The organism is Polaribacter marinivivus (assembly GCF_042651285.1).
In the GTDB taxonomy this organism is placed as follows: domain Bacteria; phylum Bacteroidota; class Bacteroidia; order Flavobacteriales; family Flavobacteriaceae; genus Polaribacter; species Polaribacter marinivivus.
Genome location: NZ_JBHSCY010000001.1, coordinates 191629 through 213413 on the forward strand (window position 1 = coordinate 191629; position 21785 = coordinate 213413).

The window sequence follows — 21785 nt, forward strand, 5'->3', positions numbered from 1 at the left end:
TACACTACAAAGATGCTTATGAATTATATATTTTATAGTTAATGAGTGTTAACGTGTGTTAACCAGCTGTTTTTCTATTTTTTACATCCTATATTTGCTGTATGAACACCAAAAAATACACTTGGCTTTTCTATTTTATTACACTTACAATTATTACAACAATTGGAGTGCAGTTCTATTGGAATTACAAAAACTACGAAGAAAACAAACAAAGGGTTGCCAACGAAATTCAATTAAGTTTAGACAATGCAGTAGAAGAATATTATTCTTCTTTAGCGAAAAGTAATTTTATTACTATTATAGGTAAAAACGCTACAGATAGTAATAAACTTAAATTTTTTGATGCTATAAGTAATGACACCATTAAACTAAAAAAGAGTAAAAAGAAAATTGGCAGTAAAATCACTTTAAATAGTATAAAAATTACTACAGATGAAAATTATTCTAAAGAAAAGATTGACTCTATTTTACTAACCACTAAAGATTTTGTGACCGAGTTTAATTTAAAAGAAGATTCAACAAAATCTAAATCATTTTTAGAAAACTATAAGCCACAAACTCATTTTAAAGATTCTATTAAAGGCTTACATTTTGATAGTCATGGAAATAAATCTGAGATTAAATATTTTAAAGGTAAAGCTGCTGCAGACAGTTTAAAACTACTTACCAATTTAAAACCCATTTTTATTTCATTTTTAGACCAATCTATTGAATATAAAAAACTAGATTCTTTAATTGAAAACCAACTAAATAAAAAAGGTATAGATTTAAAAACTAGTTTTCATCACATAAAAAATGATTCTATTATTAAAAAAACAAAAGACACTACTTTAATATCAGATCTTTTTTCTGTGGATTCTAAATCTACCTACTTAAAAAAAGAAGAAGCCTTTAAATTGTATTATGCTAATCCTAATTTCGAAGCTCTAAAAAGAGGGTTTGGAGGCATTTTATTATCTTTTATTTTAGCTTTATTAATTGTTTCTTGTTTGTTTTATTTATTAAAAATCATCAAAGAACAAAAAGAGCTTTCTATAATTAAAAATGATTTAATTAGTAATATTACTCACGAATTTAAAACCCCAATAGCTACAGTTTCTACTGCTATAGAAGCCATAGAGAATTTTAATGTATTAGATGATAAAGAAAAGACTCAAAAATATTTATCATTATCATCTATTCAGTTAAAAAAATTACATCAAATGGTAGAGAAACTTTTAGAAACAGCTACTCTTGATAGTGAACAATTATTATTAAAAAAAGAAACAATAGATATTACAGAAGTAGTTCAAAAAATAGTGACTAAACACCAGCTACTAGCAAATAATAAAACACTTAATTTTTCTACCAACCTAAAACCTATATATATAAATGTTGATGCTTTTCATTTCGAAAATGTAGTTTCTAATTTAATAGATAATGCTGTTAAGTATGGAGGAGATACAATAGAAATAAATATCAATTCAATTTTAAACAATACAGAAATTACAGTTGCAGATAATGGAAATGGAGTAGAAAAAAATCAACAAGAAAAGATTTTTGATAAATTTTACAGGGTGCCAAAAGGTAATACACATAATGTTAAAGGTTTTGGTATTGGCTTATATTATTGTAAAAAAATTATTGAAAAACATTTAGGAACTATAAGTTTAGTTTCAGATAAAAACAACACCATTTTTAAAATAAATATTCCAAATGAGTAAAGTTAAAGTTCTATTAGCAGAAGATGAAGCTAGCTTAGGAATGATTGTTAAAGAAAGCTTAGAAACAAGAGATTTTTTAGTTTTTTTAGCTGAAGATGGAGAGCAAGCAGTAGAGATTTACAAAAAAGAACAACCCGATATTTTAGTATTAGATGTAATGATGCCTAAAAAAGATGGATTCTCTGTTGCAGAAGATATAAGAAAAGAAAACAAAAGAATTCCCATAATTTTTTTAACAGCCAAATCGCAAACAAGTGATGTTTTAGAAGGTTTTCATAAAGGAGGAAATGACTACTTAAAAAAACCCTTTTCTATGGAGGAATTAATTGTTAGAATTAAAGCTTTATTAGATAGAATAGAAATTAAAAGTAATGTTGATCACATAACTATTGGAAAATACGTATTCAATTTAACCAAACAAACTCTAGAAATAGATAATAATTTAGAGCAATTAACTCATAGAGAAGCAGAATTGTTATTTTATCTATTTGAGAAAAAAAATGAAATCTTAGATAGATCTTTTATCCTTAATAAACTTTGGGGTAATGATGATTTTTTTAATGCTAGAAGTATGGATGTCTTTATAAGTAAATTACGTAAAAAATTAAAAAAAGACGAAACCATACAAATACTAAATGTTAGAGGTTTTGGATATAAATTAATCTGTTAAGCTTTTAAAATCTTTTATTTTTAGTAACTTTGATTTCTCTTTTTTAATCATAAGATACTATAACATATGCATGTTGCAATTGCAGGAAATATTGGTGCAGGTAAAACTACACTAACCAAACTTTTAGCCAAACATTATAAATGGAAACCACATTTTGAGTCTGTTGATGAAAATCCTTATTTAGATGATTTTTATGCAGAAATGGAACGTTGGTCTTTTAACTTACAAGTCTATTTTTTAAATAGTCGTTTTAGACAGATATTAGAATTACGCGAATCTGGTAAAAATATCATTCAAGATAGAACCATTTACGAAGATGCCCATATTTTTGCACCTAACCTACATGCAATGGGCTTAATGACAAATAGAGATTACAGTAATTATAGCTCTTTATTTGAATTGATGGAAAATTTAGTATCACCTCCAGATTTATTAATTTACTTAAGAGCAGACATCTCTACATTAGTAGGTCAAATTCATAAAAGAGGTAGAGAATATGAAAACTCAATATCTATAGATTATTTGAGTAGATTAAACGAACGTTATGAAGCTTGGATATCTACTTACACAAAAGGAAAATTATTAGTTATTGATGTAGATAATTTAGACTTTGTGAAAAATCAAGAAGATTTAGGATACATTATAGATAGAATAGATTCACAAATAAACGGACTTTTCTAAAAATCTAATAATTATAAATATAAAGAGACCGCATTTCTGCGGTCTCTTTTTTTGTGAAATAAATCACTCATGATAGATAGTCCCCCAACTTTCTATCAAATTGTAATTGAATGATTATATTCAATTGGCATATTATAAAGCAATTTTAGAAATTAAAATTGGTTGGTATTTCAAAAAATTTAGCAAATATAATTTATAAAAACTTAATTATCAAGTTCATATTTATAAAAAAAGAAAATTTATTTTATAATATTAGATATAGCCAATATAATTAAAAAATATAAAAATAGAACATAAATATCAATAAATCAGATTTATAGGTTTTATTATTAATAATAATAAAATATTTTTTAGCTTTTTTGTAACAAAAACAATCTTTGTTACGTATAATAATTTGAGCATTAGTATTAATCCTTAAAAAATGCAAATTATTAGATGAGACAGCTTAAAATTACAAAGCAGGTTACTAACAGGGAAACTGCATCTTTAGACAAATATTTACAAGAAATTGGAAAAGTAGACTTAATTACTGCTGATGAAGAAGTAGAATTAGCACAGCTTATTAAAGCAGGTGATCAAAGAGCATTAGAGAAATTAACAAAAGCCAATTTAAGATTTGTTGTATCAGTTGCAAAACAATACCAAAATCAAGGATTAACTTTACCAGATTTAATTAACGAAGGAAACTTAGGTTTAATTAAAGCCGCAAAACGTTTTGATGAAACACGTGGTTTTAAATTTATATCATATGCAGTTTGGTGGATTCGTCAATCTATATTACAAGCATTAGCAGAACAATCTAGAATTGTACGTTTGCCATTAAATAAAATTGGTTCTATTAATAAAATCAATAAAATGTACGCTTTCTTAGAGCAAGAAAATGAGCGCCCACCAAGTGCTGAAGAAATTGCTAAGAAATTAGACATGACTGTAAATGATGTAAAAGAATCTATGAAAAATTCAGGACGTCATGTATCAATGGATGCACCTTTAATAGAAGGTGAAGATTCTAACTTATATGATGTTTTAAACTCTGGTGAGTCTCCAAATCCAGATAGAACTTTATTACACGAATCTTTAAGAATCGAGATTAATAGAGCTTTAGAAACATTAACTCCAAGAGAAGCAGATGTTGTTAAATTGTATTTTGGTTTAGGTGAGCACCAACCAATGACTCTAGAAGAAATTGGTGAAACTTTTGATTTAACAAGAGAACGTGTTCGTCAAATTAAAGAAAAAGCAATTCGTAGATTAAAACATACATCTAGAAGTAAAATTTTAATGACTTATTTAGGATAATCATTATATAAATATTTTATTAAAAACTCTCGAACTAAATTCGAGAGTTTTTTATTTTATATACCTATTTTTGTAACCTTAAAACACAACTTTATACAAATGAGTAATTTAATTGCACCTTCAATCTTAGCAGCAGATTTTGCTAACTTACAGAGAGACATAGAAATGGTAAATAATAGTGAAGCAGATTGGTTTCATATAGATATTATGGATGGGGTTTTTGTACCTAATATTTCTTTTGGAATGCCTGTTTTAAAAGCTATTTCTAAACATGCTAACAAAACAATTGACGTGCATTTAATGATTGTAGACCCTGATAGATACATACAAACTTTTGCAGATTTAGGTGCAGATATTTTAACTGTGCATTATGAAGCTTGCACACATTTACACAGAACTGTACAAGCTATAAAAGCTGCAGGAATGAAAGCTGGTGTAGCTCTTAACCCACATACACCAATTGCTGTTTTAGAAGACATCATAGCAGATTTAGATTTAGTGTGTTTAATGAGTGTAAATCCAGGTTTTGGTGGACAGTCGTTTATAGAAAATACCTATAAAAAAGTAAGCCAATTAAAACATTTAATTGAGTTTTCTGAATCTAATTGTCAAATAGAAATTGATGGTGGTGTAACTAATAAAAATGCAAATGCTTTAATTGAAGCTGGTGCAAATGTATTAGTGGCAGGAAGCTATGTTTTTAAAAGCGATGATCCAACAGCAACCATTGCAGACTTAAAAAATATAGTTGGATAATTGTACAGTGTTGTAGACATAGAAACCACAGGAAATGGCTATAAAGGTCAAAAAATTACTGAGATTTCTATTTTTTTATTTGATGGTAAAAATATTATAGATGAGTTTACCTCATTAGTAAATCCAGAGCAACACATCCCTCCTTTTATTACCAATTTAACAGGCATAACAGATGCTATGGTTAGGTATGCTCCAAAGTTTTACGAAATAGCAAAACAAGTAGAAGAATTTACCAAAGACACCATATTTGTTGCTCATAATGTTAACTTTGATTATAACATAATTAAAGATGAGTTTAAAAACTTAGGTTTCGATTATAAAAGAAAAAAACTCTGCACAGTTCGTTTATCTAGAAAAATTATGCCAGGTTTACGTTCTTATAGCTTAGGAAATATTTGTTCTGGAGAAAATATATCAATAAATGGCAGACATAGAGCTAAAGGTGATGCAGAAGCAACTACAGAATTATTTAGAAGATTAATAGAAAGAGATGACCAGTTTATCATCAACTCGTTTTTAAACCCTCGTTCTAAACAAGCTACTTTACCCCCTCTTTTAAATAAAAGTGATGTTGAAAATTTACCATCTACACCTGGAGTTTATTATTTTAAAAATGAAGCCAAAGAAATCATTTATGTGGGTAAAGCTATTAATATTAATCAAAGAGTAATTAGTCATTTTTACGATAAAAAAAAGAAAGAAAGAGAAATGTGTCTAGAAACAGCAAGCATTTCTTTTTCTGAAACTGGTAGCGATTTGTTAGCCTTGTTATTGGAATCATCAGAAATTAAAAAGAGGTATCCTAAATATAATAGAGCTCAAAAAAATAATAAAGAAAGTATAGGGTTATTTACTTACGAAGATCAAAAAGGAATTATTCATCTAGCTTTTAATAAAATAAAATTAGTTTCTAATGCAATAATGACTTTTTACTCAATTCAAGAATGTAGAAACTTTTTAGAAAAACTTTGTGAAGAGTATAAATTATGTCCAAAATATTGTCATTTACAGACCAATGTTAAAGTATGTTTTCATCATCAATTAAAAGAATGTAAAGGGGTTTGTTGTGATAAAGAATCACCAAAAAAATATAACCAAAGAGTAAAAGAAGCTATTAATTCTATTGGTTTAGCTTCAGAAAATTTAGTCATCAAAGAAAAAGGTAGATTTAAAAACGAAATTGGTTTTGCCTTAATTTTAGGAGGTGTATACCAAGGATTTGGTTATATAGATAAAGAATTAGACAATCAATTAGAGTTGGCTGAAGATTATCAATTTTATGTACAACCTAAAAGAGATAATAGAGATGTGCAAAGAATTTTAAGTGCTTATTTAAAAAAAGAAAAAGAGCTTTTAAAAAGCTCTTAATCTATTATTAGTTTAATTGTGCTACTAAATAGCGACTTAAATCTGTAGAAGTTACTATACCTAAAAGTTTTTCATCTTTAACTATAGGTAATGCATGAAACTCTTTTTCTACTAACATTTGAGCAACCTTTTTAATTGTAGTATTAGGTGGCACCATTGTTAAGTTTTTTGCCATTATTTGTTTTATGGTAAACATCTCATAAATAAAAGCATCTATTTCAAATTCTTCATTTGTTAAGTCTGCAAAACTTAATCTTAATAAATCTGAATAACTTAACATCCCTACTATTTCACCATTATCAACAATAGGTATATGTCTAATATTATTTTTCTTAAATAATTTTTCTGCGTTTTCTAACTTATCACTACTACTTAACGTTATTACATTTGTAGTCATAATATCTTTTACTGTTGCTGTATTTTTCATGACTATAAGTTTTAAAATCCTACATCAAATTTCAATAATAATTTTATTAAAAAAGATGATTTATGTCATCCTTATGTCATTTTTTTAATTTATAAATAACAAAAATTCACAGTTAATAGCTAATTGATATATTATCTTTGTGATTATGAAAAAGTCTGACTATAAAATTCATATCATTGGAGCTGGAGTTAGTGGTTTAATTGCTGCTCAAATTTTAGAAAATCATGGATATTCGCCAATTATAATAGAAAGTTCTAAAACTGTTGGTGGTCGTGTAAAATCTGATGTTGTTAATAATTACATATTAGATCATGGATTTCAAGTTTTATTAAGTGCTTATCCAGCAGCAAAAAAATACTTGAATTATGAAAGTTTAGACTTACAAGAGCTATTGCCTGGTGCCACTATTTATAAAGAAGGAAAATCTCAATCAATAGGCGATCCTTTAAGAAGTTTTTCTTTGTTGTTTCCAACATTATTCTCAACAATTGGTCATTTTTCTGATAAACTTAAAATCTTAAAATTAAATTCAATTTTAAAGAAAAAGAAAACAGCTGAAATTTTTAAAGAAAAAGAAAAAACAACCTTACAATATTTACAAGATTTTGGTTTCTCTGAGGATATCATTAATAACTTTTTTAAACCTTTTTTTACTGGAATTTTTCTTGAACCCAACTTAGAAACTTCAAGCAGAATGTTCGAGTTTGTTTATAAAATGTTTGGAGATGGTTTAGCTGTTATTCCAAAAGAAGGAATACAAGCTATACCCAATCAATTAAAGAATAATTTAAAAAAGACAACTTTTAAATTCAATCAAAAAGTTAAAGAAGTATTAGATACTAAAATAATTTTATCAGACAATTCAGAAATAAAAAGCCATATTACTATTATTGCTACAGAAGCTTCTCAATTAATTTCAAATTTAAAAAACCAAGAAACTGAGTGGAAATCTTGTAATACTTTATATTTTGAAACAAATACAAAACAAATAAATAAAGCTTTAATTGGTTTAATTGCAGATAAAGATGCTTTAATTAATAATATTTTTTATCCTACTTCTGTTGCAACTGCATCTAAAGGAAATAAAGAATTATTATCTGTAACTGTTGTTAAAGATCATGATTTAAATGAAACAGAATTAATTGAAACTGTACAAAAAGATTTAGAAAAATATTGTTCTATTTCAAATACTACTTTTTTAAAATGCTATCAAATTAAAAAAGCTTTACCAAAATTAAGTAACTTACAATACGAAATTTCAAGTACAGAAACCAAGTTGAAATCTACTATATTTTTAGCAGGAGATCAATTATTAAATGGTTCTTTAAACGCAGCTATGATTGCTGGAGAAAGAGCTGCATTAGGTGTGATACAAACTTTAGAAGATGGCTTAATTGTAGACGAGCTTACTTCTGAATATCAATAATTAATGATTAAAAAAGATTTTATGAATCAAAATTTTGATACTTACTACAGTTACTTATTTGAAGAAGATTTATTAAACGAAATTAAAGAAAAAGGCGTTTTTAAAAAGTTTTCTGCTGATACAAATATTATTGAAATTGGCGACTATATAAAATCTATGCCCTTATTAATAAATGGAGCTATAAAAATACTAAGAGAAGACGAAAATGGTGATGAACTTGTATTGTACTATTTAGAAAAAGGAGATACTTGTGCAATGACTTTATCTTGCTGTATGGGTGAAACTAAAAGTAAAATAAGAGCTGTTGCAGAAAATGATGTAGAGCTAATTTTAGTTCCTAAAAACAATATGAATAGCTGGTTAAGTAAATACACTTCTTGGCAATCATTTATTTTACAAAGTTATCATAATAGAATGGACGAACTTTTAGAAGCCATAGATACTATTGCTTTTTTAAAGATGGATGATAGACTTTTTAAGTACCTAAAAGATAAAGCCATGGTTACTAATAATGATGTAATTACAACTACTCATAAAAAAATCTCTGATGACTTACACACTTCTAGAGTGGTTGTTTCAAGAATTCTAAAAAAGCTTGAGAACGAGAAAAAAATTAAACTGTTTAGAAACAGTATTCAAGTTCTCGAATTATAGATATCTCTATAAAATAGAAAATCTTCTTAGTATTACTAAGTAACTTTTGTTACTTATAGAAATAGTTTTTGACTCTAATTTTGCATCATAAAAATGATGTAAATGAAGAACATAACTTTTTTTATCACCACTTGTTTTATGCTACTTTTTATAAAAGTAGACGCCCAAGAATATACTTTGTTAGATAAATCTGATGTCTTAAGTAAAGTAAAAGCAGAAAATTTAAGTCTGAAAATTTCTCAAGAAGAAATTAATAAAGCAAAAGCAGAATATGTGCAAACCAAAGCTGTTTTTTTACCTTCTGTATCTGCAAGTCACACAGGGTTTTCTACCACAAATCCTTTAATGGCATTTGGTTCAAAACTTAATCAAGGTATACTTACACAAGCAGACTTTAATCCATCTCTTTTAAACAATCCAAATAAAACGCAAAACTTTGCTACTAGGTTAGAAGTGCAACAACCTATTTTAAATTTAGATGGAATCTATCAAAGAAAAGCAGCTAAAAATATTTTAGAGGCAACAATTTTACAAAAACAAAGAGCAGAAGATTATTTAATTTTTGAAATAGAAAAAACATTTATGGAGCTACAGCTAGCCTATAAAACTTTAGAAGTATTGAAAACTAGTTTAAAAGCAGCAAATGAAAATAAAAAAATAATTGAAAATTACTTTGAGCAAGGGTTAGTGCAAAAATCTGAAGTTTTAAATATAAATGTAAACGTCACAGAAAATCAAAATCAAATACTAGCAGCTAAAAGCAATATACAAAACATCTCTAATTACCTGTCTTTTTTAATGAATGAGAATAGTTTTAAAGTTTACAAACCTGTAAAAGAATTAGCTTTACATACTGCTGATGTTACTACGAACGCTGTACCTGAAAATAGAAGTGACATTAAAGCAAATGAACTTTCTGTACAAGCTTATAGTGCAATGAATAAAGCAGATAAAATGGCATTTTTACCACGTTTAAATGCTTTTGGCTCTTACGAATTATATGATAATACACTTTTTAATGGAAATGCAAATGGTTATTTAATTGGCGCTTCTCTAAGTTGGGATATTTTTAAAGGATCTAAAAACATTGGTAAGGCACAAAAGAGTAAAGCTGCATTAGAACAGCAAAAATTAGAATATAAAAAATATGTTTCTAAAAGTAATTTAGAATTAGAAAAAGCAAAAAGAATGCTTTTTGATGCTCGAAACAATTTATCGCTAAATAAATTGGCAGTAGAACAATCTCAAGAATCACTTAGAATTTTAAAAAACAGATTTACTCAAGGTTTAGAAAAATCGAATGATATTCTAGTAGCTGAAGCTAAATATGCTCAAAAGCAATTAGCCTATTATGCTACAATTTACCAATACAATTACGCACTTATATACACCCAGTTTTTAACAAAAGAATAAAAAAATGAAAAACATATACTACATACTAAGTCTTTTAATTTTAATAGCAAGTTGTACATCTAAAACTGAAACAATAACTGAAAATGAAAATCCAGTAATAAAAGTTAAGGTTGCAAAAGTGGAAAAAAACTCATTAAATAATTTCTTTACTGCTAGTGGAAAAATACAAGCAGTACAAAGTGCTGATTTAAGTACTAGAATAATGGGTTTTGTAGAAAAAGTAAATGTAAATGTTGGAGACAAAGTAACTAAAGGACAAAAATTAATTAGCATAAATAATACTGATTTAAAAGCTAAAATAGGTCAAGTTAAATCTAGTATTCTAGAGGCAGAAGCAAGCTTTAAAAATGCTGAAAAAAATTACTTGAGATTTAAAAAATTACATGCTCAAAATAGTGCTTCAGATAAAGAGATGGATGATATTACAACTAATTATAATATGGCAAAAGCTCGTTTAGAATCTGTAAATGAACTAAAAAATGAAGTAAAATCTCAATTTGATTATGCCAATATTAAAGCTCCATTTACAGGTATAATAACAAATAAATATATTAAAGAAGGAGATATGGCTAATCCTGGTATGTCATTACTAACTATTGAAAACGGAAATGATTTAGAGGTTATTGCTACTGTCTCAGAAAACGAAATTATTGATGTTAAAAAAAATACTAACGTATTTGTATCTATCTCTTCAGTAAATAAAAGAATTGAAGGAAATATAACTGAAATAAGTAGTTCTTCAAAAAATACTGGAAATCAGTTTTTAGTAAAAATTGAATTAAAAAACACACCAAAAGAAATATTATCTGGCATGTTTGCCACTGTTGAATTTTATTTACCTAAAAAAATAGAAAAGCAAAATTCTAAAATATTAATCCCAACAGCATCAATCATAAAAAAAGGTGAATTAACAGGAGTATATACAGTTAGTCAAACCAACAAGGCTTTATTAAGATGGTTAAGATTAGGTAAAGTTTATGGTGACAAAGTAGAAGTACTTTCTGGGTTAAATACAACTGAATCATATATTATTTGGTCTGAAGGTAAACTTTTTAACGGTGCTAATATTAGCATTCAATAAATCTAAAAAATTATAAAATGAAAGAAGGTTTTGCAGGTAAAATTGCCAAAGTATTTATAGACTCAAAATTAACCATACTCTTAATGATTGTTTTTATGGTTATTGGAGTGTATAGTTCTTTTTTAATTCCACGTGAAGAAGAACCTCAAATAGATGTGCCTATGGCAGATATATTTGTAGGATATCCTGGAGCTAGCCCAAAAGAAATTGAATCTAAAGTGATAAAACCTTTAGAAAAAATCATCTCTAATATTAAAGGTGTAGAATATGTTTACTCTACTTCTATGCAAGAAAAAGGGATGGTAATTGTACAGTTTTTTGTAGGTGAAGACATAGAAAGATCGTTTGTAAAACTGTATAATGAGATTAATAAACATATGGATGAGATACCAAAAGGAGTCTCTTTTCCATTAATAAAATCGCGTTCTATAGATGATGTACCTATGCTTGGTTTAACATTATGGAGTAAAAATTATGACGATTATGAACTTAGAAAAATCACACAAGAATTAGAAACCGAAATTAAAAAAGTAAATGATGTTTCTATTACTAAAACCATTGGAGGTAGAAATAAACAAGTAAGAGTGGTTTTAGATAAAGAAAAATTAGCTGCAAGCGGATTAGATTTTTTATCTGTTTCTGAAATGATTAAAGCTAATAATGCACAATTAAATTCAGGGAAATTTCAAAGTAATGATACAGAATACTTTGTAAAAACAGGTAATTTTTTACAATCTAAAAATGATGTAGAAAATTTAATTGTTGGTACACAAGACAACAATCCTATTTATTTAAAACAAATTTCTGAAATTATTTACGGTCCAGAAATATCTCAAAATTATGTCTCTTTAGGCTTTGGAAAAGGAAGTGATAAAATAGCATCTTACAATTCAGAATATCCAGCTGTAACACTCTCAATAGCTAAAAGAAAAGGTGCAGATGCTATGCAAATTGCAGAAATTATCATCAATAAAATAGATAAATTAAAAACAACTTTAATTCCTGATGATGTTCATGTAGAAATCACAAGAAATTATGGAGAAACTGCTTCTCATAAAGTATCAGAATTATTACTTCATTTAATTGGTTCTATTATAGCTGTAACTTTAGTAGTAATGTTAGCTATGGGCTGGAGAGGTGGTTTAGTTGTTTTCTTATCTGTACCCATAACTTTTGCTTTGACTTTGTTAAGTTATTACATGCTAGACTATACATTAAACAGAATAACCTTATTTGCTTTGGTTTTTGTTACAGGTATAGTTGTAGACGATTCTATAATTATTGCAGAAAATATGCATAGGCATTTTAAAATGAAAAAATTACCTTTTAAAAAGGCAGCTTTATTTGCAATTAACGAAGTTGGTAACCCAACTATATTAGCAACATTTACAGTAATCGCTTCTGTTTTACCTATGGCTTTTGTGTCTGGTTTAATGGGTCCTTATATGGCTCCAATGCCAATTGGTGCTTCTATTGCAATGATTTTATCATTATTTGTAGCATTAACAATTACTCCTTATTTAGGTTATTTATTTTTAAATGAAAAGCATAAAACAGATGATAAAATCTCTTCTGATAAACCAATAGAAGATACTTTTATTTATAAAATTTATAATAAAATTGAAAGACCTTTACTAGATAGTAATAAAAAAAGGTGGTCTTTTTTAGCTGTAACTTTTATTTTATTAATAGCCACAATGACATTGTTTTTTACAAATGCTGTAGCTGTAAAAATGTTGCCTTTTGATAACAAAAATGAATTTCAAGTGGTTATAGATATGCCAGAAGGCACCACTTTAGAAAGAACAAATTTAGTGGCTAAAGAAGTAGGTTTGTATCTATCTACAAGACCAGAAGTAGTAAATTATCAAAATTATGTTGGCACTTCTGCACCAATTACTTTTAATGGTTTAGTAAGACATTACGATTTAAGAGGTGGTAGTAATATGGCTGATATTCAAGTAAATTTAAAAGATAAAAAAGACAGAACTATTCAAAGTCATGATATTGTTAAATTACTTCGTTCAGATATTCAAAAGATTGGCAAAAAATATAATGCAAATATAAAATTGGTAGAAGTTCCTCCTGGACCTCCAGTATTGTCTACAATTGTTGCAGAAGTATATGGCCCTGATTATAATGAGCAAATAAAAATTGCTAAAAATGTTCAAAAAATTCTTACCAATACAAATGATGTTGTAGATGTAGATTGGATGGTGGAAGATGACCAAAAAGAATATCAGTTTGAAGTAAATAAAGAAAAAGCGATGTTGTATGGTGTAACACCAAAACAAATTGTTTATACCATAAATATGGCATTATCTAACAATGCTATTACACAATTATATAACGAAAATGCTGCAAATCAAGTTAGTTTGATTTTAACTTTGGATGAAAAAGAAAAATCGTCAATTACAAATATTGCGAAGTTAAAAGTTAAAAATAATCAAGGAAATTTAATTCCAATTATTGATTTAATCAGTATTCATCAAAATAAAACCCCTAAAAGTATTTATAGAAAAAACCAAAAAAGAGTGGTTTATGTAATGGCAGATATGGCAGGCAAATTAGAAAGCCCAGCGTATGCTATTCTTGGAATGGAACCTAAACTTAAAGAGATAAATATACCTAAAGGATATTCTATAAATGAACTGTATATAAATCAACCTGATTTTGAAGATGATTATACTGTAAAATGGGATGGTGAATGGCAAATAACTTTAGAAGTTTTTAGAGATTTGGGTATCGCTTTTATTGGTGCAATAATCTTAATTTATATTCTGATTGTGGGTTGGTTTCAAAACTTTAAAGCTCCTTTAGTGATGATGGTAGCTATACCCCTATCATTAATTGGAATTATCTTGGGTCATTGGTTAATGAACGCCTATTTTACAGCAACTTCTTTTATTGGTATGATTGCTTTAGCAGGCATTATGGTTCGTAATTCTGTTTTATTAATCGATTTTATAAATTTAAGAACAGCAGAAGGTATTTCTTTAAAACAAGCTGCTATAGAAGCTGGTGCTGTTAGAACAACACCAATATTATTAACTGCTGGTACAGTAGTAATTGGAGCATTTGTAATTCTTTTTGACCCAATTTTTCAAGGCTTAGCTATTTCTTTAATGGGTGGTACAATAGTATCAACAGTTTTAACTTTAATAGTTGTGCCTTTAGTCTATTATATGATTGAACGTAAAAATTATAAATAAAATGAAAGTAGAACAAATTATTAGAGCAATCGCAGGAACTTTTATACTTATAAGTCTAATATTGGCCATAAAAGTAAATATCAATTGGCTTTGGTTTACAGCCTTTGTAGGTGCCAATCTATTACAATCTTCGTTTACTAAATGGTGTTTAATGGAAGATATTTTAGTAAAAGTTTTTAAAGTAAAAAAGTAAGGAGTTTTTCCTTACTTTTTCTTTTTTGTAAAATCTTTAAGTACTAATTTTTAATAAATTTTAAAGTATTATTATTATTTACTTTAATAAAATATACACCTTTAGATAATTTAGAAACATCTATATTTTCATTAAGGCCTTTTGAGTTTATTTTATAAATTAAATTACCTTTTACATCATAAATTTCTATATTATTTAAAACATCATTTTTATGAGATAAGGTTATAAAAGTATTACTTGGATTTGGATATAATTCTATAACATCAAGTGTTTGTAAATCATTTTTATAAATGCTTAAAGTAGCCTCATTTTTAAAAGCATCCATAGCTACAGAAGGGCTGCCATCTAAATCCCAAGCACCTTTGTTATACGAACGCCAATTACTGTGTGCTATAGGCTCCCAATAGAAAACACCTAAACCATTTGCTTGTTTTGTTTTTTCTATCATATAAATTAAAAATTGATAGGTAACATCAAAATTGTCATTAGGGTATCCTACTTCAACCATCATTACCTGTTTATTGTAACGAGATTGTAAATCTAAGAGATTGTTATAAGTTTCATCTACTTTTAATTTCCATTCTCCTAAAGAAGGATAAAGAGAAAGTCCAATAATATCTAAATTTGAAAACAAAACTCCATTAGAAATTAATCCATCAATATTCCATCTATACAAAGAATTATTATCGCCATTTGCTAAATGTAATATGGTTTTAATACTTGAATCAAATGTTTTTACAGCATTAGCACCAGCATTTATAAACTTTGCATAATTAGCAAAACCTCCTGTAGAGGCTTTTCCTGTATCCCATAACATTCCATCATTAGTTTCATTACCAATCTGAACCCATTTAGGGGTTATAGATTTAGTATTAAGAGCTGCTAAAACATCTATTGTATGATTTGCTACAGCAGTTTCTAACTCACTTACAGAATAATTTATCCAAGCATCTGGTTTGTTTTGTTTTCCTGGATCTGCCCACCAATCACTATAATGAATGGTTAACATTATATCTAGTCCAGCATCGTTTGCTAATGTTGCTTTTTCTACTAAATCATCTATATCACACCATCCATTTGCTCCAGAATTTTCAGGATTAACCCAAACTCGCAAACGAACAGCATTCATATCATATTCTTTTAACAATGGCATTAATTCTTTTTGGTTACCATTGTTATCTTTCCATGTAAAATTAAAAGATTCCATTTCTGTCATCCAACTTATATCAGCCCCTTTGCTTATAGATTTTGTGCTAAAATTATAAGTGTTATTGTTTTTTAAGACCAAGGCTGGAGTATTCCAATACCCTGCCCAAGCATTTTCTGTCCATGTACCACTTTTATACAGAATTGCTTTAGCTTGATAGTAATGACCTGAAGGTAAATTTTTAGAAAGTTTATGCAAACTAGCTATAAAAAGAGGTACAGATAATTGTAAATTTTGACCAGAAGTTTGATTTTCTAAGGTTACTTCAGCAATAGTTTTAACAAAATTATTGTTGCTATCTAACTCCTCTAAACCAATATAAATATGATTATTTGTGGCTCCAGATTCACTAGAATATTGAATAGTTAACTCTAGATTTGCACCTAATAAAGGACTTACTTCTAGTGGGTTTTGACTATAGGAAATGATTTCTATAGATTGTGAAAAAAAAGTAGTTCTAATTACTAAAATCAGTGAACAAAAAATAATTCTTTTTAAGTCTAACATCATTTTTTTTATTAATGTGATAAGATTAGTAACTAAACTTAAGAACCTAAAACTGATTATAAATTCATTAAAAAGAATAGTTTTCTACTGATTTTTTAAAAAATAAATTTTACTTCATTAAAATCTTTTTGACTAAAGTAGAAATTGTTTTACCATCTGCTTGGCCTGCTAATTCTTTAGAAACAATACCCATAACTTTACCCATATCTTGCATACCACTTGCTCCAAGGCTATCTATTGTTGCAATAACCACACCTTCTATTTCTTCTTCTGTTAAGGCTTCTGGTAAAAACTGCTCTAACACAGCAACTTCGTCTAATTCTGGTTTTGCAAGATCTTCTCTACCTTGTTTGATAAAAATAGCTGCACTATCTTTTCTTTGCTTAACTTGCTTTTGTATAATTTTTATCTCTTGAGTTTCTGATAAATCATCTCCTGCTCCACTTTCTGTTTTAGCTAATAAAAAAGCAGATTTTACAGCTCTTAATGCTTGTAAGGCAACTGTATCTTTAGCTTTCATTGCTTCTTTCATTTTCTCCATTACTTGTTTTTGCAAACTCATATTTCTTAATTTTAATTATTTATTTTTTCTTTTTTAAATATAAAATATTCTTATTGTAATCTATAAATGCTTTTCCTTTTTGCAGAACATCTGCTCCAATAATTCCATCTACTTTTTTTGCATTATGTTGCTCTAAAGCACTATTTACATGAGATAAATCAAATAAAATTAAGTGGCTCTTTTTAGTTTTCCAATCACCTATTTTAAGTATATTATTTTTAGATTGTTGTGTTTCCATATCTATAGCTCCAGCTCCAGCAGCTTTAGTTTCACTAACTTCTGCTGTAAGTTTAAAATGTTCAACTAAATCTAGTCCAACACAAGTATTTGAAGCGCCTGTATCTAAAATAAACCTACCTTTTATACCATTAATAGTTGCTTTTAATTCTAAATGATTGGTTGCAATTTTTTTTAATTTAATTGTAACGTAATTGTTTTTCTTTAGAATTTTCTGAATGCCTTTCATTATATATATTATATCATCAAAAATACGACTTATAATCATCATAAAAAAGATGATTATAGTATATCAAACTCATCAATTTTAACATAGATGATTTTATAATATCTTTATTATTTGTTATTTTTAGAGTAATAAAAGATGATGAATGAAAACTACAAAACGTTTAGAAGCAGCCCTTATAAAGCTATATAATGCTTATCATAATAACAAATTAAATCCAGAAGATTGCACTGCATGTGCAGTAGGTAATATTTTAGATAATCATGATAGTTGGAAACATCTTTCCAATCAACATGGGTCTTTAGAATTAAGTTATGTGGGCAGAGTTCATCAAAATTTAGGAAGAAAATTTAATGGGTACACTCCTCAAGAAATCTTACAAATAGAGAAAGTTTTTTTAGATGCTTGTGGGTTTAAAACACCTCTTTGTCATTACAATAAAAAACCGGAAAATCCGAATGCAAACGAAGTGCTTTTTAATGGTTTAGCAGCAGTTGTAGATTTATTATGTGCTTTAGACAACATACCAAATGTAATGGATTATTCTAAGCTTTTTGAACAAGAAAATGGTGAACCTATTTATCATGTTGAAACTTTTTTAGCAGAAGTATAAACTTTATTAATTATAAATAAAAAACCGAGCAATTTGCTCGGTTTTTTTTTATATGTGATTTTAGATATTATCCTCCAAAATCATCAAATCTGATATTCTCATCAGGAATTCCAAAGTCTTCTCCCATCTTTTGAACTGCTTTGTTCATTAAAGGAGGACCACAGAAGTATAATTCGATATCTTCTGGTGCTTCATGATGATTTAAGTAATTATCGATTACACAGTTGTGAATAAATCCAACAAAACCATCACCTTCATCATTAATATCTTTTTTAACTTTCCAATTATCTTCTTCTAAAGGCTCTGAAAGTGCCATGTAAAATTTAAAGTTTGGAAAATCTTTTTCTAAAGATTTAAAGTGGTCAATATAGAATAATTCTCTTTTAGAACGACCTCCATACCAATACGTTACTTTTCTACCAGTCTTTAATGTTTTGAATAAGTGGTATAAGTGAGAACGCATTGGAGCCATACCTGCACCACCACCAACATATAACATTTCTGCATCAGACTCATTGATAAAGAATTCTCCATAAGGTCCAGAGATAGTTACTTTATCTCCTTTCTTTTGATTAAATATATAAGATGATGCTACACCTGGGTTTACATCCATCCAACCGTTTTTAGCTCTATCCCAAGGTGGAGTAGCTATACGTACGTTAAGCATAATTTCTCTACCTTCTGCTGGATAAGAAGCCATAGAATAAGCTCTTTCTACAGTTTCTGTGTTTTTCATTACTAAAGGCCATAAACCGAATTTATCCCACTCAGCTTGAAACTTATCTGGAGTTTCATGCTCTTCTGGATGTGCTGTAATATCCATATCTGCATATTTTACTTCACAAGGTGGAATTTCTATTTGTATATAACCCCCAGCTTTGTAACCCATGTCTTCAGGAATTTCTACAACAAACTCCTTAATAAATGATGCTACATTGTAGTTTCTAACCACTGTTGCTTCCCATTTTTTAATTCCGAAAACTTCTTCAGGAATCGTAATGTTCATGTCTTGTTTTACTTTAACTTGACATGCTAAACGTGCTCCAGCTTTTAATTCTTTTCTTGTAAAGTGTGGTACTTCTGTAGGTAAAGCTTCTCCTCCACCTTCTAAAACGTGACACTCACACTGAATACAAGAACCACCTCCACCACATGCAGATGGTAAGAATATTTTTTCGTTACCTAACGTAGTTAATAATGTACTACCAGAACCAACTTCTATTTTCTTTTCTCCATTAATGGTAATAGTTACTGGACCTGAAGGAGATAATTTTTGCTTAACAAATAATAATAAAGCTACTAATAACAGAGTTAATAATAAAAAAGCTGCTACTGTTGCTATAATAGTACCTGTTGTACCTGCTGCTAATATCATTCTTCTTTAATTTATATTTGTGTTTTCAGCTACAATTTCTTTAGCCTCTTTTTTAATTTCTTCTTTCTCTACTTTGGCTTCAACCTTAGGTTTTTCTTCTTTCTTTTCATCACCACCTGTTAACATTCCTCCAAAACTCATAAAGCCAATTGCCATTAAACCTGTAATAATAAAAGTAATACCTAAACCTCTTAATGCAGGAGGTACAGCAGAATATCTAATTTTTTCACGAATAGCTGCAATAGCTAAAATCGCTAAAAACCAACCAATACCAGAACCAACACCATAAGTTAATGCTAAACCAATACTTGGTATTTCACGAGATTGCATAAATAAACTACCACCTAAAATGGCACAGTTTACAGCAATTAATGGTAAGAAAATACCTAATGAGTTATATAATGATGGCGAAAATTTTTCTACGATAATTTCTACCAATTGTACCATTGTTGCAATTGTTGCAATAAACATGATAAATGATAAGAAACTTAAATCGTAACTCGCATATTCTTCACCTAACCAAGATAAAGCGCCTTCTTGTAAAATATATTGATCTAATAACCAGTTTAAAGGAACTGTTACTGCTAATACAAAGATAACAGCAGCACCTAAACCAACAGCTGTAGATACTTTTTTAGATACAGCTAGGTAAGAACACATCCCTAAAAAGGTTGCGAAAACCATGTTATCTATAAATATCGATTTGAAAAATAATTCTATATGTTCCATAATTTTATTTTAAGATTCTGAAGCAAGTTCAGAATGACGCTAAGCGTCTAATTTTCTTCTATTAATGCTTTATTCTTAGTTCTCTGTACCCAAATTATGATACCTACCACAATTAATGCCATTGGCGATAATAACATAAAACCGTTATTTTCGTAACCAAATGCATACAATCCTGTTTTTTCTATTGGATCTCCTAACACTTTAATACCTAATAGAGTACCAGAACCTAATAATTCTCTAAAGAAACCAACAGCAATTAAGATTAATCCATAACCTACAGCGTTTCCAATACCATCTAAGAAAGATCTCCAAGGTCCGTTTCCTAAAGCAAAGGCTTCAAAACGTCCCATAATTATACAGTTTGTTATAATTAATCCAACAAATACAGATAGTGTTTTACTTAATTCATAAGCAAAGGCTTTTAGCACTAAATCAACTATAATTACTAATGTTGCAACAACTATTAATTGTACTATAATTCTAATTTTAGAAGGAATAATATTTCTCATTAAAGAAATCACTACGTTTCCTAAACCTAATACAAACATTACAGAGATAGACATTACAATAGATGCCTTTAACTCTGCTGTAATAGCTAAAGCAGAACAAATACCTAAAACCTGAATAGTAATAGGGTTGTTATCAAATAATGGATCTTTAATTAATGCTGCGTCTTTTTTTGATAAAAGTCCCATAAATTATTTTTTTAATGTTTTAAAATAAGGCACGTATAATGCTAAATCATTTTTAATCATTGCAGAAACTCCATCACCTGTAATGGTTGCTCCAGCAATTGCATCTACCTCATAATCTGTTTTGTCTTCGTTTTTAGGATCGTTATTTCCTTTTGCTACAGTAATTCCTTTAAAAACTCCTGCTTCTGTTAATAGATGCTCTCCGTAAAAATCATCCATAAAATAACGTTGCTTTATGTTTGCTCCTAATCCAGGAGTTTCTCCTTTATGATCAAAATAAGCTCCTTGAACAACCATGTTTTCATCCATAGAAACATAACCCCAAATAGCATCCCATAAACCTTTACCGTAAATAGGTGCTACATAAAAAGTGTTTCCATCTTTTTCACCAACAAATAAAGGCAATCTTCTAGTACCTCCTTTTTTTGCTTTAGCTTGTTCTTTTTTAACGTCTATTAAATAAGCTTTTTCATCTTCAGTAATATTGTCTCCTTCTATTACTAATTGTTTTTTGATGTACTTATTAAACTCTTGACCAGCAACTGCAGTTGAAACAAAGTTTGCACTTGATTCATCATTTTCATTTACACCCATTGCGTAAAGAATATTTTGTTGCTTTTCTATTCTTTTATTTTCATCAATATTTGGTTTTAATGACGATGCAAAAAATGCCAACATTGATCCCACTACTATTACCATAACAATGGCAAATATTAGTGTATATACATTACTATCTGTTCTCTTACTCATA

The 21785-nt window shown here is 28.2% G+C and carries 21 protein-coding genes; 13 read left to right on the top strand and 8 right to left on the bottom strand.

From position 1 onward, the window contains the following. Nucleotides 1–101: 101 nt before the first annotated feature. From ACFOWD_RS00950 to ACFOWD_RS00975, 6 genes are all read left to right on the top strand, one after another. On the top strand, nucleotides 102–1703 hold the full coding sequence (locus ACFOWD_RS00950) for a sensor histidine kinase (protein ID WP_377407360.1): 1602 nt from the start codon (nucleotides 102–104) through the stop codon (nucleotides 1701–1703). Then, nucleotides 1696–2373 (top strand): response regulator transcription factor, encoded by a 678-nt coding sequence (locus ACFOWD_RS00955; protein WP_377407362.1) that lies wholly within the window; start codon nucleotides 1696–1698, stop codon nucleotides 2371–2373. Before ACFOWD_RS00950 ends, ACFOWD_RS00955 begins: the two co-directional genes overlap by 8 nt. 66 nt (nucleotides 2374–2439) lie before the next feature. Then, entirely contained in the window at nucleotides 2440–3054 is a 615-nt protein-coding gene (locus ACFOWD_RS00960; RefSeq protein WP_298989079.1) for a deoxynucleoside kinase, read from the top strand. Nucleotides 3055–3489: 435 nt separating this feature from the next. Next, nucleotides 3490–4353: a sigma-70 family RNA polymerase sigma factor gene (locus ACFOWD_RS00965; protein ID WP_114424921.1), complete on the top strand. Its 864-nt coding sequence runs from the start codon at nucleotides 3490–3492 to the stop codon at nucleotides 4351–4353. Nucleotides 4354–4452: 99 nt separating this feature from the next. Then, nucleotides 4453–5109, top strand: coding sequence for a ribulose-phosphate 3-epimerase (gene rpe, locus ACFOWD_RS00970; RefSeq protein WP_298989087.1), 657 nt, complete (start codon nucleotides 4453–4455; stop codon nucleotides 5107–5109). After that, nucleotides 5110–6477, top strand: coding sequence for a 3'-5' exonuclease family protein (locus ACFOWD_RS00975; RefSeq protein ID WP_377407364.1), 1368 nt, complete (start codon nucleotides 5110–5112; stop codon nucleotides 6475–6477). 7 nt (nucleotides 6478–6484) lie between these two features. Here the strand turns inward: ACFOWD_RS00975 and ACFOWD_RS00980 are convergent, their stop codons facing one another. Next, nucleotides 6485–6904 (bottom strand): CBS domain-containing protein, encoded by a 420-nt coding sequence (locus ACFOWD_RS00980; protein WP_377407366.1) that lies wholly within the window; start codon nucleotides 6902–6904, stop codon nucleotides 6485–6487. Nucleotides 6905–7049: 145 nt separating this feature from the next. Here ACFOWD_RS00980 and ACFOWD_RS00985 point away from each other — a divergent pair, with 145 nt between their 5' ends. The 6 genes from ACFOWD_RS00985 (at nucleotide 7050) to ACFOWD_RS01010 (ending at nucleotide 14883) form a co-directional block, all read left to right on the top strand. Then, nucleotides 7050–8330 (top strand): FAD-dependent oxidoreductase, encoded by a 1281-nt coding sequence (locus ACFOWD_RS00985; protein WP_377407368.1) that lies wholly within the window; start codon nucleotides 7050–7052, stop codon nucleotides 8328–8330. A 21-nt stretch (nucleotides 8331–8351) separates the two neighbouring features. Further along, nucleotides 8352–8984: a Crp/Fnr family transcriptional regulator gene (locus ACFOWD_RS00990; RefSeq protein WP_298989094.1), complete on the top strand. Its 633-nt coding sequence runs from the start codon at nucleotides 8352–8354 to the stop codon at nucleotides 8982–8984. Nucleotides 8985–9086: 102 nt separating this feature from the next. Then, on the top strand, nucleotides 9087–10397 hold the full coding sequence (locus ACFOWD_RS00995; protein ID WP_377407370.1) for a TolC family protein: 1311 nt from the start codon (nucleotides 9087–9089) through the stop codon (nucleotides 10395–10397). Between the two features lie 4 nt (nucleotides 10398–10401). Next, on the top strand, nucleotides 10402–11478 hold the full coding sequence (locus tag ACFOWD_RS01000) for an efflux RND transporter periplasmic adaptor subunit (protein ID WP_377407372.1): 1077 nt from the start codon (nucleotides 10402–10404) through the stop codon (nucleotides 11476–11478). A gap of 17 nt (nucleotides 11479–11495) precedes the next feature. Further along, on the top strand, nucleotides 11496–14690 hold the full coding sequence (locus tag ACFOWD_RS01005; protein WP_377407374.1) for an efflux RND transporter permease subunit: 3195 nt from the start codon (nucleotides 11496–11498) through the stop codon (nucleotides 14688–14690). Between the two features lies 1 nt (nucleotide 14691). Further along, nucleotides 14692–14883, top strand: a complete 192-nt coding sequence (locus ACFOWD_RS01010; protein WP_298989106.1) for a YgaP family membrane protein — start codon at nucleotides 14692–14694, stop codon at nucleotides 14881–14883. A gap of 43 nt (nucleotides 14884–14926) precedes the next feature. Here the strand turns inward: ACFOWD_RS01010 and ACFOWD_RS01015 are convergent, their stop codons facing one another. From ACFOWD_RS01015 to ACFOWD_RS01025, 3 genes are all read right to left on the bottom strand, one after another. Continuing rightward, nucleotides 14927–16600 (bottom strand): glycosyl hydrolase 53 family protein, encoded by a 1674-nt coding sequence (locus ACFOWD_RS01015; RefSeq protein WP_377407376.1) that lies wholly within the window; start codon nucleotides 16598–16600, stop codon nucleotides 14927–14929. Between the two features lie 106 nt (nucleotides 16601–16706). Then, nucleotides 16707–17159 (bottom strand): GatB/YqeY domain-containing protein, encoded by a 453-nt coding sequence (locus tag ACFOWD_RS01020; RefSeq protein WP_377407378.1) that lies wholly within the window; start codon nucleotides 17157–17159, stop codon nucleotides 16707–16709. Nucleotides 17160–17178: 19 nt separating this feature from the next. After that, nucleotides 17179–17625 carry a retropepsin-like aspartic protease gene (locus ACFOWD_RS01025; RefSeq protein WP_377409589.1) on the bottom strand — a complete coding sequence of 149 codons (447 nt, stop codon included), beginning with the start codon at nucleotides 17623–17625 and terminating at the stop codon, nucleotides 17179–17181. A 142-nt stretch (nucleotides 17626–17767) separates the two neighbouring features. On the opposite strand from ACFOWD_RS01025, the gene ACFOWD_RS01030 reads away from it, so the two are divergent. After that, entirely contained in the window at nucleotides 17768–18235 is a 468-nt protein-coding gene (locus ACFOWD_RS01030) for a Na(+)-translocating NADH-quinone reductase subunit F (protein WP_377407380.1), read from the top strand. A gap of 67 nt (nucleotides 18236–18302) precedes the next feature. Here the strand turns inward: ACFOWD_RS01030 and nqrF are convergent, their stop codons facing one another. Genes nqrF through ACFOWD_RS01050 form a run of 4 tightly spaced genes read right to left on the bottom strand, consistent with a single transcriptional unit; the run spans nucleotide 18303 to nucleotide 21784 of the window. After that, on the bottom strand, nucleotides 18303–19610 hold the full coding sequence (gene nqrF, locus ACFOWD_RS01035; protein ID WP_377407382.1) for an NADH:ubiquinone reductase (Na(+)-transporting) subunit F: 1308 nt from the start codon (nucleotides 19608–19610) through the stop codon (nucleotides 18303–18305). A gap of 6 nt (nucleotides 19611–19616) precedes the next feature. Continuing rightward, the gene (gene nqrE / locus ACFOWD_RS01040) at nucleotides 19617–20339 is read right to left on the bottom strand and encodes an NADH:ubiquinone reductase (Na(+)-transporting) subunit E (RefSeq protein WP_298989119.1); all 723 of its coding nucleotides are present in this window, start codon (nucleotides 20337–20339) and stop codon (nucleotides 19617–19619) included. A 47-nt stretch (nucleotides 20340–20386) separates the two neighbouring features. Continuing rightward, nucleotides 20387–21034 (bottom strand): NADH:ubiquinone reductase (Na(+)-transporting) subunit D, encoded by a 648-nt coding sequence (locus ACFOWD_RS01045; protein ID WP_298989121.1) that lies wholly within the window; start codon nucleotides 21032–21034, stop codon nucleotides 20387–20389. Between the two features lie 3 nt (nucleotides 21035–21037). Next, nucleotides 21038–21784, bottom strand: coding sequence for a Na(+)-translocating NADH-quinone reductase subunit C (locus tag ACFOWD_RS01050; protein WP_298989123.1), 747 nt, complete (start codon nucleotides 21782–21784; stop codon nucleotides 21038–21040). Between the last annotated feature and the right edge of the window lies 1 nt (nucleotide 21785).